Genomic DNA, 14,132 nt, shown 5'->3' on the forward strand with positions numbered 1-14,132 from the left:
CGGCGGGGGCAAGGCGGGGTTCGGCGGGGGTGAGGCGAGGTTCGCGGGGGTGAGGCGAGGAAGGTCTGAGCCGCCGCAAAGGGCCCGGCGCCGCAGCAACCGGTCGGCTCCCACCGGCTGCCCCGCCCGGCGAGTGCCCCGGTGCTGTCGGGGCGGGCCGCTAGGGTCTGGGGGTCACGGGGTAGGCCGGGAGAGGTGGGGCACGTGGGGTGTCAGCGGGTGGTGGAGCTTCCGGCTGGGGTGGTACACGCGGGGAGTCGGGAGTTCCTGGCGCGGGAGGGGCTGCCGGAGACCGGGGCGTTCCTGGACTTCGAGGTGCTCGGAGACGGGGAGCCGGCGGCGGTCTCCGCAGAGGCGGAGCGGCTGTTCGTCCTCGGGGAGACGGCGTACTCCACACCGTTCGCCGCCGGCGGCAGCCTGGTGCTGCTGGACGGGGTGACCGGTGAGGTCTTCCTGGACAACAGCGGCCCACGGCGGGACCTGCTGGCCTCCGGCGTCGCCGCGCTGGCGGACCTGGTGCGCGAGGTGGACGCGGTGGCCGAGGCGGCCCGGCGCCCGGCGGCACTGGACGGGCGGCGCGGCCCGACCGTGATGGCCGAGGTGCTGGCGGAGGCCGAGCGACGGATGCGGGAGATCGACCCCGGGCTGTTCGGCGACGGCTCAGCCCCACCCCCGCACTGGGGCACCGCGCTGCTGGTGCGGGCGTTGGGCTGGGGTGCGCTGCCGGGCGGCCCGGGCGGGCCCGCGTACGAGGTGGCCCCGGAGCTGGTGGCGGAGCTGGCGGCGCTGACGGACCAGGACGGCGGCCCCGGCCGGGTACACCTCTTCCGGCCCGAGGAACTGCCCGCCGCCCTGGTGCACGGGCCGACCCGACGGCTGCTGACCGAGGTCGGCCTGCCGCTGGGCGGGGCGATGTTCGGGGTGTGCGAGGAGCCGCTGGTCACCATGGGCGAGGCGTATCCCGAGTACTTCGACGGTGAGGAGGAGCGCCCGTACCAGCGAGAGTTCCTCGCCCTGGGGGACTGGCCGACCGATCTGACGATCGCCCTGGACGGCGCCACCGGCCGACTGGAGCTGCCGGACTGGTACGACGACGGCCACCCCGAGGCCTACCTGAACCGTGACCTCTCCGCCCTGCTCTACTCCCTCTGGACGTACGAGCGGCTGCGCGCCGAGTGGGACCGCTGGGAGTACGGCCGGGCCCGGGAGACCTGGGCGGTGTTCGATCCGCAGGCGCTGCTGAGCACGGTGGTGGACGGGCTGGTGGAGGCCGTCGACCCCGAGGCGTTCGCCTCGCCCGGCTGCTCGTGGCGGCTGCTCGCCGAGGACGGGCACATGGGCGGTCTGCTCGGCTGAGCGGGTCGGTCGGCGCGGCCTTCCGTCGGCGCGGTCCTCGGTCGGCATGGCCTTCCGTCGGCATGGCCACGGGCCGGTTCTGGGTCGGTTCCGGGCCGGTTCCGGGTCTGTTCCGGGCGGAGGGCGGCACGTCGGACCGGGCGTAGTCTGGGCCGATTCGATCACTCGAGAAGGCGTCGGAAGGACGTGTGGGGGATGCGCAGCGATACGGGGGACCTCTACCAGGCGTTCGCGGAGCGGGAGGCGCGCGGCAACTCACCGGTCTACCAGGAGCTGGCCGAACGCGTCGCCGGGGACGGGCAGTTGTGTGCGCTGCTCGACGGTCTTCCGGCCGCGAAGCGGCAGCCGAACCTGCTGTTCGGCGCGGTACGGCACCTGGGTGGGCCGGTGACGGACGGCTGGTCGGCCTTCAACGGCTGGGTGGCGGAGCACTGGGCCGAGGTCTCGGCGACGATGCTGGAGCGACGGACGCAGACCAACGAGGCGGGCCGTTGCGCCACCCTGCTGCCGCTGCTGGCCGCGCTGCCGCAACCGCTTGCCCTGATCGAGGTGGGCGCCTCGGCGGGGCTCTGCCTGTACCCGGACCGGTATCGGTATCGGTACCGCTTCCTGGCCGGGGAGGGCGAGGGAGTCGGGCTTGGTGCCGGCGCCACCGTCGCCGAGTTCGGCGCCGAGTTCGACACTGCGTTCGGCGCTGAGTTCGGCGCGGCGGCGAGCCCGGTGACGCTGGACTGCACGGTGACCGGGCCGGTGTCGTTCCCCGGCTCCCTTCGGGAGCGGCTGCCCGAGGTGGTCTGGCGGGCCGGGATCGACCTCAATCCGCTGGACGTGCGGGCCGAGGAGGACATGCGCTGGCTGGAATCGTTGGTCTGGCCCGAGCAGACCCACCGGTTGGACCGGCTGCGCGGCGCCGTCCGGGTCGCCCGGGCCGAACCGCCGTTGCTGGTGCGCGGCGATCTCAACGCGACGGTACGGGAGTTGGTGGCGCAGGCTCCGGCGGGGGCGACTCCGGTGGTGTTCCACAGCGCGGTGCTCGCGTACCTGCCGCCGGAGGGGCGGGAGGAGTTCGCGGCGACGATGCGCGGGCTTTCCGGGCACTGGATCTCCAATGAGGCGGTCTCGGTACTGCCGACCGTCGCCCGACGCCTCCCCCGCCCGGCACCGGCCGGCTCCGGTCTGTTCGTGCTCGCCCTGGACGAACGGCCGGTCGCGTTCACGGGGCCGCACGGACAGTCCCTGGACTGGTTCGGCGAGGCGTAGCCGGCGCGCTGGCGGCGGGGCGCCCTCGGGCTTGAAGCTGCCGCAGCGGCAGCTTCTACCGTCGTGACCAGGGCCGGAGAACCGGCCCCGGTCCATGCGAACGTGCGACGTGGAGACGAGGGAGGCGGACCATGGCCTGGCCCATCGCCGAAGTGGCCCGGATGTCCGGAGTGACTGCCCGAACACTGCGGCACTACGACGAGATCGGGCTGCTGCCCCCGGCCTGGATCGGCTCCAACGGCCACCGCTACTACGAGGAGCGGCAGTTGCTCCAGCTGCAACAGGTCCTGGTACTGCGGGCGCTGGGCGTGGGGCTGACCGAGATCGCCCGGATCCTGGGCGATCAGGTGGACGAGTTGGAGGCCCTGCGGGGCCACCGTCGGCGGCTGGTCGCCGAGCGCGACCGGCTCGACGCCCTGGCCGCCACCGTTTCCCGCACGATCGCCGACCTGGAACGCGCCCGGAAGGACGGCACGCCCATGACCATCAACCGCCCCGAGAACCTCTTCGAGGGCATCCAGCCCGACGACGTCGACGCGAGCCTGCGGGACTTCCCCGAGCACGCCGAGGCGGCCCGGCGCGCGACGGCCGCGATGACCCCGGCCGAGATCGAGGCCGGACAGCGCGAGCGGACCGCCCGCATGATCCACCTGGCGGAGCTGATGACGGCCGGCCACCCGGCCGACGCCGCGCCCGTGCACAGCACGATCGACGAGGAGTACCAGCTGCTGCGCACCATCCGGTCCGTCCCGACCGAGGAGTACCTGGCGATCGCCCGTTCCTGCACCGAGAACGAGCAGTGGAGTGCCGCGTACGAGGCCATCGCCCCGGGCCTGGCCGCGTACCAGCGCGCCGCCATGGAGGCGTACGCAGCGGCTCGGCTGTCCTGAGTCGGGCCTGGTCGGGCGGCCGGGCCTGGTCGGGTGGCCGGGCCGCCGCGCGATCTTTGGTCGCGCTGGGCTGCCCGTCCGGCTCGGGCGGGATCGGCTCTGTCCGATCCCGCCCGGCTCGGTCCGGTCCGGCTCGGTCCGGTCCGGCTCGGTCCGGTCCGGCTCGGTCCGGTCCGGCTCGGTCCGGTCCGGCTCTGCCGGGGAGCCTTACCGGGGGCTCCCCTGGGCTCCCTGGCAGAAGCCGGGCGCAGGGCGTGTCCTCTCCTCTCTCCCCCGCCGTCACTCCGTCCGCAGCGCCGTGACCGTCCTGGTGCGGGCCGCCCAGGTGGCCGGGAGGACGGCTCCGAGCAGGGCCAGCACCAGGCCGCCGAGTATCAGCGGCCCCGCCACCGAGGGGTCGAACACGGCGAGGTCGGCGTCCGGCACACCGATTCCGGCGGCTCGGGCCATCGCGGGCATCACCTGGTGGTGCACCAGGATGCCGAGCGGGACCCCGATCAGCCCGGCCGCCAGCCCGCTGGCGCAGACCGAGGTGAGCACCATGCCGACGGTCTGCCGGGGTGACATCCCGAGTGCCTTGAGCACCCCGAGGTCGTGCACCCGTTCCCTGGTGTCCAGCAGCACGGTGTTCAGCACTCCGAGCCCCGCCACCACGGAGAGCAGCAGTGTGAGCGTGCCCGCCAGGGTGTTCATCGCCAGCACCACGATGTTGAGGTGCTCCCCGCCGGGGTCGGCGCCCAGGCCCAGGGGTTTCACGACCTGGTCCAGCCCTTCGGCGTAGGCCTGTGCGTCGGTACCCGGGGTGAGGTCGATGTGGAAGGTGAGCGCCTCGGCGTGGATCGCGCCGCCGAGCGGCACCAGTGTGGACCGGTCCGTGAACACCAGGTCGTTGGTGGCCAGAACCTCGCCGGTGATCTTCGCCGGGGTGCTGCGTCCGTGGTCGGTGAGGGTGACGGTGTCACCGACCTTCGCCTGGTTGGCCCGCAGGTAGGCGGCGGCCACCACGACCTCGCCGGGGCCCTGGAACCAACGGCCGGAGATCAGTTGGAAGCCGCCCCAGGAGGCGTCTCCGCTGAGCGCGACCACCTCGGAGCGCCCGGTGTTGCCGGCCAGGGCGACCGGGGTCGGGGCGCTGCTGTACCAGGCCCGGGTGCCCGGGCGGGAGTCGATGGCCTTGGCCACGGCCGCCTCGTCCACGTGGTCGGCCAACGGCGCGGAGCCCTCGATCGGGGCCTGGACCACCACCTTGCCCGCGCGGCCGGCCATCAGGCCGTCCTGGAGGGAGCTCAGCGAGAGCGTCAGGCCCACGCAGAGGGTGACCCCGACCGTGCCGAGCACCACGGCGGCACCCGTGGTCGCCGAACGGCCCGGCCGGTTGAGCGGGGAGGCCAGTCCGAGGCTGAGGGCCCGTGGCACCGGAAGTCGGCCGATCAGCTCCTGTGCCCGGGACAGCGGGCCGGCCGCCCCGGCCCCGTCGGCCGCGCCGCGGGCGGCCGCCCGCTTGGCGCCCGGCGCCGTCCGGCCGACCGCGAGCGCCTCCACCGTCCGCAGCCGCCCGGCCCGCAGCGCCGGCACCAGCGCGGTGCCCGCCACGGCCCCCAGGGCCACCACCGCGACCACGACGTCCACCCAGACCGGGATGCCGAGCAGTCCGCCGCGCAGGGCCTTGTGGGCCAGCCCGAGGACCGGGACGGACAGCAGGTTGCCGAGGAGTACCCCGAGCGCCGTGCCGACCCCGGCGGGGATCAGCGCCTGGCCGACATAGGCGCGCACCACCTGGGCCGGGGTGAAGCCCAGGGACTTGAGGATGCCGATCCGCCGGGTGGCGGCGCTGACGGCGCCGCTGACCACGACGCCGATGATCAGCACCGACATGGCCAGCCCGAGCGCCCCGAAGGCCGTGACGAACGGGACGAACGTCGAGGCCGTCCGGTTCGCCTCCTCCTGGACGGGCCGGTAGGAGGTGGCCTTGGCGAGCGCCCCGGCCGGGACGGCGCCGGCGAGCGCGGCGCGGTCGACCTCCACCTCGGCGTCGCTGTCGGCGTGGGCGAAGCGGTAGAGATACTCGGCGGCGGGCGTGGTGCCGGGCGCCGTCAGCCCGGGCACCTGCTCGGGGGCGACCCAGCCGTCCGCGCTCCAGGAGACCGAGGCCGCCAGGCCGACGACCTTGAGCGTCGGGTGCCCCGGAAGGCCTGGGAACTCCATGGTGTCGCCGACCGCCAGCGGGGAGTGCCCGTCCAGGAACACCACCTCCCCGGGGCCTGCGACCCAGCGGCCCTCGGTGATCCGCAGATCGTCCAGCGCGCCCTTCTCGCCGCGGCCGACCAGCGTCGTCGGCGGCAGGGGGCTCCCGGCCGGCGGGATCCTGGTGCCTGGGCCGGAGCGCGGCTGGACGGTGACCGCCTGGTAGGGGCCGGCCGAGGCCGTCACGCCCGGCACGCGGGCCGCCGCGGCGAGCTGGGCCGGACTCGCCTTGGCCTGGTCGTACAGCACGTTGAGGTGGGCGCCGTGCTGGTCGGCGAAGGAGCGCTGGTACGGGCCCCGGGCGGCGACCAGCAGCCCGAGCGCGAGGATGCACGCCGTCACCGACATCATCGTGGTGAGCACCATGACCAGGGTCTGCACCCGCCGGCGGCCGACCCCGGCGCGCACCACCTTGCCGAGCGCGCTCATCGGCCACCGCCCGGTACCGGCAGGGCGGCCGTGTCCCTGACCAGCCGGCCGTCGAGCAGTTCGATCGTCCGGTCGGCGCAGCCCTCGGCGAGCGCGGTGTCATGGGTGACCAGCAGGATCGTCTGGCCGTCCGCGTTCAGACCGCGCAGCAGGTCGCGGACGTCGGCGGCCGAGGCCGTGTCCAGCGCCCCGGTGGGCTCGTCGGCCAGCAGCAGCGGCGGGCGGTTCATCAGCGCCCGGGCCACCGCGACCCGTTGGCGCTCGCCGCCGGAGAGCCGGCCGGGGAAGGCCTTGGCGTGCCGGGCCACCCCCAGCCGCTCCAGCAGCTCCCCGGCCCGGGCCCGGGCCTGCTCCCGCCGCATCCCGGCCAGCTGGGCCGGGAGCATCACGTTGTCCTCCGCGTTCAGGTCGTCCAGCAGGTTGAAGAACTGGAACACCATGCCGATCCGCGCCCGCCGGTACTCGGCCAGCGCGGCCTCGCCGAGCCGGTGCACGGCCACGCCGTCCACCTCCACCTCGCCCTCGCTCGGGCGGTCGAGGCCGGCGATCAGGTTCAGCAGGGTGGACTTGCCGCTGCCCGATCGGCCGAGCACGGCCAGCGCCTCGCCGGCCCTGACCTCCAGGTCGAGCCCGGCCAGGGCGGGGCGGGCGGCGTCGGATCGGTCGTACGTCTTGCTGACGCCGCGGATCCGGATGATCGGCGCGTTCACGGGCCCTCCACGGTTCGAGATCCGGCACCGGGAATCCCGGTCCGGCTGACGGAACATCACGCTACGAATCGGCGGCGGGGTGCCGACAGCCGTCTGGACAGCCTCCTCGGGGTGTATCCAGATACACCCCGAACTGGGTGTTCAGGCCTAGAGCGCCGGAGGCTCCGGCCGGGCAGACTGACCCAGCGAAAGATCGGAACCGGGGCCCACGGGGGGCTCCGGAGCCGTGGCCTCGAGGCCTCCGGACGGGGGTCTCGGAAGGGAATGGGGGCGCGTCATGAACGCGGGAGTGCTGAACGGGGCGGCCCTGCGGGTCGGCCGGGCCTGCGCGGACGGGGTGCGTGCCTGGTACGCGGTGACGCTGGCCGTGACGGGCCTCCTCGCGCTGCTGGCGGGGCCGGTCCTGCTGGCCACCGCGCTGTTCGGTCCGGACGATCCCCGGGACTTCCACCCGGGCGGGCCGCTGATCCTGGCGGTGCCGATGGCACCGGTCGCCCTCTGGGCGCTGTGCTGGGCCACCGGGGGCGGCGGCCGGGCGCTCGGCGCCGCGCTGTTCGCCCCGGGGGCGATAGCGCTGATGGCGGCGCACCTCTACGGCGGTGCCGCCCCCGGCGGCCGGGCCGGCTCGCTCTGGATGGCGCCCTCGCTGGTGGTGCTCGGGCTGTTCGGCGCCCGCTGGATCGCGACGGAGAGCAGGCGGACGGTCGGGAAGTGGAGCGGGCGGCCGATCCCGGTGCCGTACCGCGGTCCGGCCGGGGCCGGGCCCTGGCAGCGGCTGCGGGCCGGCGGCTGGCTCACCGACCCGGCGACGTGGCGGGACTTCGCCTGGACGCTGCTCACCGGCACCACCGTGCTGCTCGTCGCCGTGATCGTCCTGCTGGCGCCGATCGCACTGGAGGTCTTCGGCCGGAACGAACGGTTCTTCGCCCTGGGCGTCGTCTACTCGATGGGCCTGACCATCTCCCCGCTGGCCGCCCTGTGGGCCGCGCCACCGGTCCTGAGGATCCACGAGAAGGCCGCCCGGGCCCTGCTCGGGCCGTCCCGGCGGGTCGAGCTCGCCCGCCAGGTCAGCCATCTCGCACGGACCAGGGCGGACACCATCGACGCCGGAGCGGCCGAGCTGCGCCGGATCGAGCGGGACCTGCACGACGGGGCGCAGGCCCGGCTGGTGGCGCTGGGCATGCTGCTGACGGTGGCCGAGCAGCTGAAGCACGACCCGGACGCCCTCGGGCCGCTGCTGGCCGAGGCCCGGCTGTCCTCGGTGAAGGCGCTGGGCGAGCTGCGGGACCTGGTCCGCGGCATCCATCCCCCGGTGCTCGCCGACCGCGGCCTGGCCGACGCGGTACAGGCGACGGCGCTGGACCTGCCGCTGCCGGTCGGCTTCACCGGAAGCCTGCCCGGCCGGGCGCCGGCCCCGGTGGAGTCGGCCGCCTACTTCGCGGTGACGGAGCTGCTGGCCAACGTGGTCAAGCACGCCGGGGCCTCGCACGTGTGGATCGAGATAGGGCACAGTGACGGGCTGCTGCGGATATCGGTCACCGACGACGGGCGCGGCGGCGCCGAGCCGTCCCGGGGAACCGGCCTCAGCGGAACCGAACGCCGCCTGGCCGCCTTCGACGGGGTGCTCGCGATCAGCAGCCCGTCCGGCGGACCGACCATCGTGAACCTGGAGATCCCGTGCGCGTTGTCATCGCCGAAGACCTCTTCCTCCTCCGGGACGGCCTGACCCGGCTGCTGGAGGCCAACGGCATGAAGGTCACCGCGGCGGTGGAGGACGGCGAGCAACTGCTCGCCGCGGTGGCCGCGGACCGGCCCGACATCGCCGTGGTGGACGTCCGGCTGCCACCGGGCTTCACGGACGAGGGGCTGCGGGCCGCGCTGGCGGCCCGCCGGGCTCACCCGGGCCTGCCCGTCCTGGTGCTGTCGCAGTTCGTGGAGCAGCTGTACGCCCGCGAGTTGCTGGCCGGCAGCACCGGCGGGATCGGCTACCTGCTCAAGGACCGGGTGATGGACGGCACCCAGTTCATCGACGCCGTACGACGGGTCGCCCAGGGCGGCACCGCGATGGATCCGGAGGTGATCACCAGGCTGCTCACCCACAACTCCTCGGCCGGCCCGGTCTCCACCCTCTCCCCGCGCGAGCGGCAGGTGCTGGCGCTGATGGCGGAGGGGCGGTCCAACGCGGCGATCGCCCAGCAGCTGGTGATCACCGAGCGAGCCGTCGCCAAGCACACCGCGTCGATCTTCGTCCGGCTCGACCTCCAGCCCTCCGACGACGACAACCGCCGGGTCCTCGCCGTCCTGGCCTACCTCAACAAGTCCTGAAGGGAGCCGCCAAGGGATCGTCCATCCGAAGGGGTCCACTACCCGAAGGAGCCTGCCATCCGAAGGGGCCCGCCATCCGAAGGGAGCCATAAGCGGCCGCACTCCGGCACCGTCGCCCGCCACCCCACAACTTGATAGATCACCGACAAGTGGCGAGCGGCCCTCCGCTGCAGGGGGCTCGCCCGCCGCAGAACGGGTCAATTACGCTGGTGAGGTGCTCATCCTTGTTCGCCGCCGCCACGTGGACCTGCTCCGCGTGACGACCATGTCCTGTCGACGCTCCGGCTGAACCTCGCGCCACCCACCCTCACCGGCGGCCCCTGCCCGGCCGCCGCCACCTCCCGGCTCCCGGAGCACCCGCCGCACCAGGCGCAGCTCCGGCCGTCCCCGGTCGACCACCGGGACCAGCCGGGACGAGACCCAGCGGATGTCACACATGACGCAGCAGTACACGCCCATATCCGAGACCGGTACCGGCTCCACTCCGGCGGAAGCCCCTGCAGACGCCCCGGCGAACTCCCCGGCGGACGCCCTCCCGGTGATCGACCTCTCGCTCGCCGACGGCAGCCCGGACGACCGCCGCCGCCTGCACGACGAGCTCCGCACCGCGGCCACCGGCGTCGGCTTCTTCCAGCTCGTCGGTCACGGCGTCACCCCGGAGGAGACGACCGCGCTCACCCGGGCCATGCGCGCCTTCTTCGCGCTCCCCGAGGCCGACCGGCTCGCCGTGAGCAACCTCAACTCCCCCCACTACCGGGGCTACACCCGCACCGGCGACGAGCGCACCGGCGGCAACCAGGACTGGCGCGACCAGCTGGACATCGGCGCCGAGCTGCCCCCGCACGTCCCCAGCGGCGGCGAGCCCCCGTACTGGTGGCTGGAGGGGCCCAACCAGTGGCCCGAGGCGCTCCCCGAGCTGCGCACCGCCACGCTCGGCTGGATCGACCACCTCGGAGAGGTCGCCCGCCGTCTGCTGCACGAACTCCTCACCGCGATCGGCGCCCGCCCCGACTTCTACGACGAGGCCTTCGCGGGCCACCCCCACCTGCGTCTCAAGCTGGTCCGCTACCCCGGCACCGCCCCGGACGGCGCCGGCCAGGGCGTCGGCTCCCACAAGGACTACGGCTTCATCACCCTGCTGCTGCAGGACACCGTCGGCGGCCTCCAGGTCGAGCGCGCGGACGGCACCTTCCTCGACGTCCCGCCCCTCGACGGCGCCTTCGTCGTCAACCTCGGCGAGCTGCTGGAGGTGGCCACGGACGGTTACCTCAAGGCCACCAGCCACCGCGTGGTGAGCCCGCCCGGCGCCCGCGAGCGCTTCTCCGTGCCGTTCTTCTACAACCCCCGCCTCGACGCCCACGTCGAGCCGCTGGACTTCCCGCTCGCCCACCACGCCCCCGGCGCCACCGAGGACCCGGACAACCCGCTCTTCGCCGACTTCGGCCTCAACGAGTGGAAGGGCTACACCCGGGCCCACCCCGAGGTCACCCGCCGCCACCACGCCGCCCTCGCCTGACCCCGCCCGACGCCTCCACCCGACGCCCCGCCCGACGCCCTCCGCCGGACACCGGCCCCGGCAGAGGGCAGGGGCGTCGGCGTATCCGCACCCGTACGCCTCACCCCCGGCCCCACGCCCACGCCCACGCGGACGCCTACGCCCACCAAGCACCGCCCATCGCCCACCGCCCCTCCCCCATCGGTGGACCGGCCGGGACGGCACTGTCACACTGCTGCTGTCACAGCAGGAGTGTGCCAGCGCGGGAGGCGGCAGATGGGGGAGCACGGCGGGGCGGGGGCCGGGCTGCGACTGACGGTGGACGAGCTGGCGGCCCGGGCCGGGGTGACGGTGCGGACGGTGCGGTTCTACGGAACGAAGGGCCTGCTGCCGCCGCCGGAGTTGGGGCCGCGGCGGGTGGGGCTGTACGGGGCGGCGCACCTGGACCGGCTGGAGCTGATCGAGGAGTTGCAGCGGCAGGGGCTGACGCTGGCCGCGATCGAGCGGTACCTGGCGCGGCTGCCGGAGGACAGCACGCCGCTGGACCTGGCGATCCACCGTGCGCTGGTGGCGTCCTGGACGCCGGAGACCCCGGAGGAGGCCACCAGGGCGCAGCTGGAGCGGCGGGCCGGGCGGGGGCTGGCGGAGGAGCAGGTCGAACGGCTCGCCGCGATGGGGGCACTGGAGCGGACGGCGGATCCGGAGGTGTTCCGGGTGGATCCCGGGCTGCTGCCGCTGGGCGTGCGGATCCTGGACGTACCCATCCCGCTGGAGACGCTGCTGGCCGCCCGGGCGGTGGTGTTGGAGCACAGTCGGGCGACGGCACGGGAGTTGCACCGGCTGTTCCGCGAGACGGTGTGGAAGCCGTACCGGGAGAGCGAGCCCGCGCCGGAGGAGCTGGCCCGGATGCGGGCGCTGACGGACCACATCCAGCCGATGGTGGCGCAGGCCCTGGTCACGGCCTTCCAGCGGTCCCTGCGGGACGAACTGGACGAGGAGTTGAGCCAGGAGCCGGGCCCGGAGCGGTAGCGGAAGCCCGGTGAGGTCGCGGACCGCGGACCCCGGACCGCACACCGGTGACCACGGACCGCAGGCCGCAGGCGCCGCGCGTCGCACGGCGCCTGCGGCCTCACCGGCCCCGGCTGGGAGCGCGGCTCAGTCCGTGAAGGTCCGCCCCTCGGCCGCGACCCGCTCCAGCAGCGCCGGCGGTGCGAACCGCTCGCCGTACGCGGCGGCGAGTTCGCGGGCGCGGGCCGCGAAGCCGGCCGGTCCGCCCTCGTACCCGTTGATGTACTGGAACACGCCGCCCGTCCAGGCCGGGAACCCGATGCCGAGGATCGAGCCGACGTTGGCATCGGCGACGGAGGTCAGCACGCCCTCCTCCAGGCAGCGCACCGAGTCCAGCGCCTCACTGAACAGCATCCGCTCCTTGAGGTCCTCGAACGGAACCTCAGCGGCAGAACCGACCCCAGAACCAACCCCAGAACCAACGACAGAACCAACGACAGAACCGCCGGAAGAACCGCCGAAGTGCTCCAGCAGCCCCGGCCAGAGCCGCCCGCGCTTGCCGTCCTCGCCGTACTCGTAGAAGCCCGCGCCGCCGCTGCGTCCCGGGCGGCCGAACTCGTCGACCATCCGGTCGACCACGGCGTCCGCCGGGTGCGGCGTCCAGGTGCCGCCGGCGGCCTCCACCGAACGCCGGTGCTCGTCGCGGATCTTGCGCGGCAGGGTGAGGGTGAGCTCGTCCATCAGGGAGAGCACCTTGGCGGGGTAGCCGGCCTGGGCGGCGGCCTGCTCGATGCTGGCCGGGTGGACGCCCTCGCCGACCATGGCGACGCCCTCGTTGAGGAACTGGCCGATCACCCGCGAGGTGAAGAAGCCGCGGGAGTCGTTGACCACGATCGGAGTCTTGTCGATCTGCCGGACCAGGTCGAAGGCGCGGGCCAGCGCCTCGTCGCCGGTCTGCGGCCCGCGGATGATCTCGACCAGCCGCATCTTGTCGACCGGCGAGAAGAAGTGCAGGCCGATGAAGTCGCCCTGGCGCTCGACGCCTTCGGCGAGCAGGCCGATCGGCAGGGTGGAGGTGTTGGAGCAGAGCAGCGCGTCGGGGCCGACGACGCCCTCGATCTCCTGGAACACCTTGTGCTTGAGCTCGGTGTTCTCGAAGACGGCCTCGATGACCGCGTCGCAGCCGGCCAGGTCGGTGGCCTCGGCGGTGGGGGTGATCCGGGCCAGCAGTTCGTCGCGCTTGGCCTCGGTGGAGCGCCCGCGGGCGACGGCCTTGTTCAACAGCCCCTCGGAGTAGGCCTTTCCGCGCTCGGCGGCCTCCAGGCTCACGTCCTTGAGCACGACCTCGATGCCGGCCCTGGCGCAGGCGTAGGCGATGCCCGCGCCCATCATCCCGGCGCCGAGCACCGCGACCTTGCGGACCAGTCGCTTCTCGACGCCCTTCGGCCGCCCGGCGCCGGAGTTGACCGCCTGCATGTCGAAGAACAGCGCCTGGATCATGTTCGCGCTGGTCTGCCCGCAGGCCAGCTCGGTGAAGTAGCGGGCCTCGGTGGCCATCGCGGTGTCGACGTCCACCTGGGCGCTCTCCACGGCGGCGGCGAGGACGTTGCGCGGGGCCGGGTAGGGAGCGCCGTTGAGCTGCTTGCGCAGGTTGGCCGGGAAGGCGGGCAGGTTGGCGGCGAAGGCCGGGGTGGCCGGGGTGCCGCCGGGGATCTTGTAGCCCTTGACGTCCCAGGGCTGGACGGCGTTCGGGTTGGCCTCGATCCAGGCCTTCGCGCGGGCGGCCAACTCCTCGGGGGTGTCGACCAGTTCGTGCACCAGTCCGTGCGACAGCGCCTGCGCCGGGCGGTACTGGCGGCCCTGGACGAGGAACTTCAGCAGGGCGTCGGTGATGCCGAACAGCCGGACCGTACGGACCACACCGCCGCCGCCCGGCAGCAGGCCGAGGGTGACCTCGGGCAGGCCGATCCGGCTGGCGGGGGTGTCGAGCGCGATCCGGTGGTGGCAGGCGAGGGCGATCTCCAGGCCGCCACCGAGCGCGCTGCCGTTGACGGCGGCGACGACCGGCTTGCCGAGGGTCTCCAGCTTGCGCAGTGAACGCTTGATCCGCATGGACTTCTCGAAGACGGCCTCGGCGTCCTCGGGGCGGGCGGCGGAGAGCATCCGCAGGTCTCCCCCGGCGAAGAAGGTCTTCTTGCCGGAGGTGATCACCACGCCGCGCAGCGCGTCCGGGGAGGACTCCTGGGAGGCCAGGGCCGCCAGCCGCTCGACGACGGCCTCGAAGTCGGCTACGAAGGCCTCGTTCATGGTGTTGACGGACTGGGTGGGGTCGTCGAGGACGAGGGTGACCACGCCGTCCTGGTCCTGCTCCCAGCGGATGGTGGTGGTGTCGCTCATGGGTTCACGGTCTCCAGA

10 protein-coding genes are annotated in these 14,132 nt (G+C 73.9%); 7 read left to right on the forward strand and 3 right to left on the reverse strand.

Annotated features, from left to right (window positions below; genetic code table 11):
• Window positions 1-222: 222 nt before the first annotated feature.
• The 3 genes from ACGF13_RS04455 (at window position 223) to ACGF13_RS04465 (ending at window position 3,506) form a co-directional block, all read left to right on the forward strand.
• The gene (locus ACGF13_RS04455; protein ID WP_392870019.1) at window positions 223-1,356 is read left to right on the forward strand and encodes an SUKH-4 family immunity protein; all 1,134 of its coding nucleotides are present in this window, start codon (window positions 223-225) and stop codon (window positions 1,354-1,356) included.
• Window positions 1,357-1,551: 195 nt separating this feature from the next.
• Window positions 1,552-2,616: a DUF2332 domain-containing protein gene (locus tag ACGF13_RS04460; protein WP_392868861.1), complete on the forward strand. Its 1,065-nt coding sequence runs from the start codon at window positions 1,552-1,554 to the stop codon at window positions 2,614-2,616.
• 131 nt (window positions 2,617-2,747) lie between these two features.
• Window positions 2,748-3,506 (forward strand): MerR family transcriptional regulator, encoded by a 759-nt coding sequence (locus tag ACGF13_RS04465; protein WP_392868863.1) that lies wholly within the window; start codon window positions 2,748-2,750, stop codon window positions 3,504-3,506.
• Between the two features lie 279 nt (window positions 3,507-3,785).
• Here ACGF13_RS04465 and ACGF13_RS04470 read toward each other — a convergent pair whose 3' ends face one another.
• Together ACGF13_RS04470 and ACGF13_RS04475 are read right to left on the reverse strand one after the other, a co-directional pair.
• A complete protein-coding gene (locus ACGF13_RS04470; RefSeq protein ID WP_392868865.1) occupies window positions 3,786-6,179 on the reverse strand; it encodes an FtsX-like permease family protein in 2,394 nt (797 codons plus the stop codon).
• Window positions 6,176-6,946 carry an ABC transporter ATP-binding protein gene (locus tag ACGF13_RS04475; RefSeq protein WP_392870021.1) on the reverse strand — a complete coding sequence of 257 codons (771 nt, stop codon included), beginning with the start codon at window positions 6,944-6,946 and terminating at the stop codon, window positions 6,176-6,178. The genes ACGF13_RS04470 and ACGF13_RS04475 overlap by 4 nt, the downstream gene beginning before the upstream one ends.
• Window positions 6,947-7,166: 220 nt before the next feature.
• Between ACGF13_RS04475 and ACGF13_RS04480 the strand changes: the two genes are divergently transcribed.
• From ACGF13_RS04480 to ACGF13_RS04495, 4 genes are all read left to right on the forward strand, one after another.
• A complete protein-coding gene (locus ACGF13_RS04480; protein ID WP_392868867.1) occupies window positions 7,167-8,615 on the forward strand; it encodes a histidine kinase in 1,449 nt (482 codons plus the stop codon).
• Window positions 8,567-9,214: a response regulator gene (locus ACGF13_RS04485; RefSeq protein ID WP_392868869.1), complete on the forward strand. Its 648-nt coding sequence runs from the start codon at window positions 8,567-8,569 to the stop codon at window positions 9,212-9,214. Before ACGF13_RS04480 ends, ACGF13_RS04485 begins: the two co-directional genes overlap by 49 nt.
• A 427-nt stretch (window positions 9,215-9,641) precedes the next feature.
• Complete coding sequence (locus ACGF13_RS04490) at window positions 9,642-10,730, forward strand: isopenicillin N synthase family dioxygenase (RefSeq protein ID WP_392868871.1); 1,089 nt, start codon at window positions 9,642-9,644, stop codon at window positions 10,728-10,730.
• A 255-nt stretch (window positions 10,731-10,985) separates the two neighbouring features.
• Complete coding sequence (locus tag ACGF13_RS04495; protein WP_392868873.1) at window positions 10,986-11,738, forward strand: MerR family transcriptional regulator; 753 nt, start codon at window positions 10,986-10,988, stop codon at window positions 11,736-11,738.
• 126 nt (window positions 11,739-11,864) lie between these two features.
• Here the strand turns inward: ACGF13_RS04495 and ACGF13_RS04500 are convergent, their stop codons facing one another.
• Complete coding sequence (locus ACGF13_RS04500; protein WP_392868875.1) at window positions 11,865-14,114, reverse strand: 3-hydroxyacyl-CoA dehydrogenase NAD-binding domain-containing protein; 2,250 nt, start codon at window positions 14,112-14,114, stop codon at window positions 11,865-11,867.
• Window positions 14,115-14,132 lie beyond the last annotated feature (18 nt).

It is taken from the genome of Kitasatospora sp. NPDC048286 (genome assembly GCF_043201735.1).
GTDB lineage: Bacteria > Actinomycetota > Actinomycetes > Streptomycetales > Streptomycetaceae > Kitasatospora.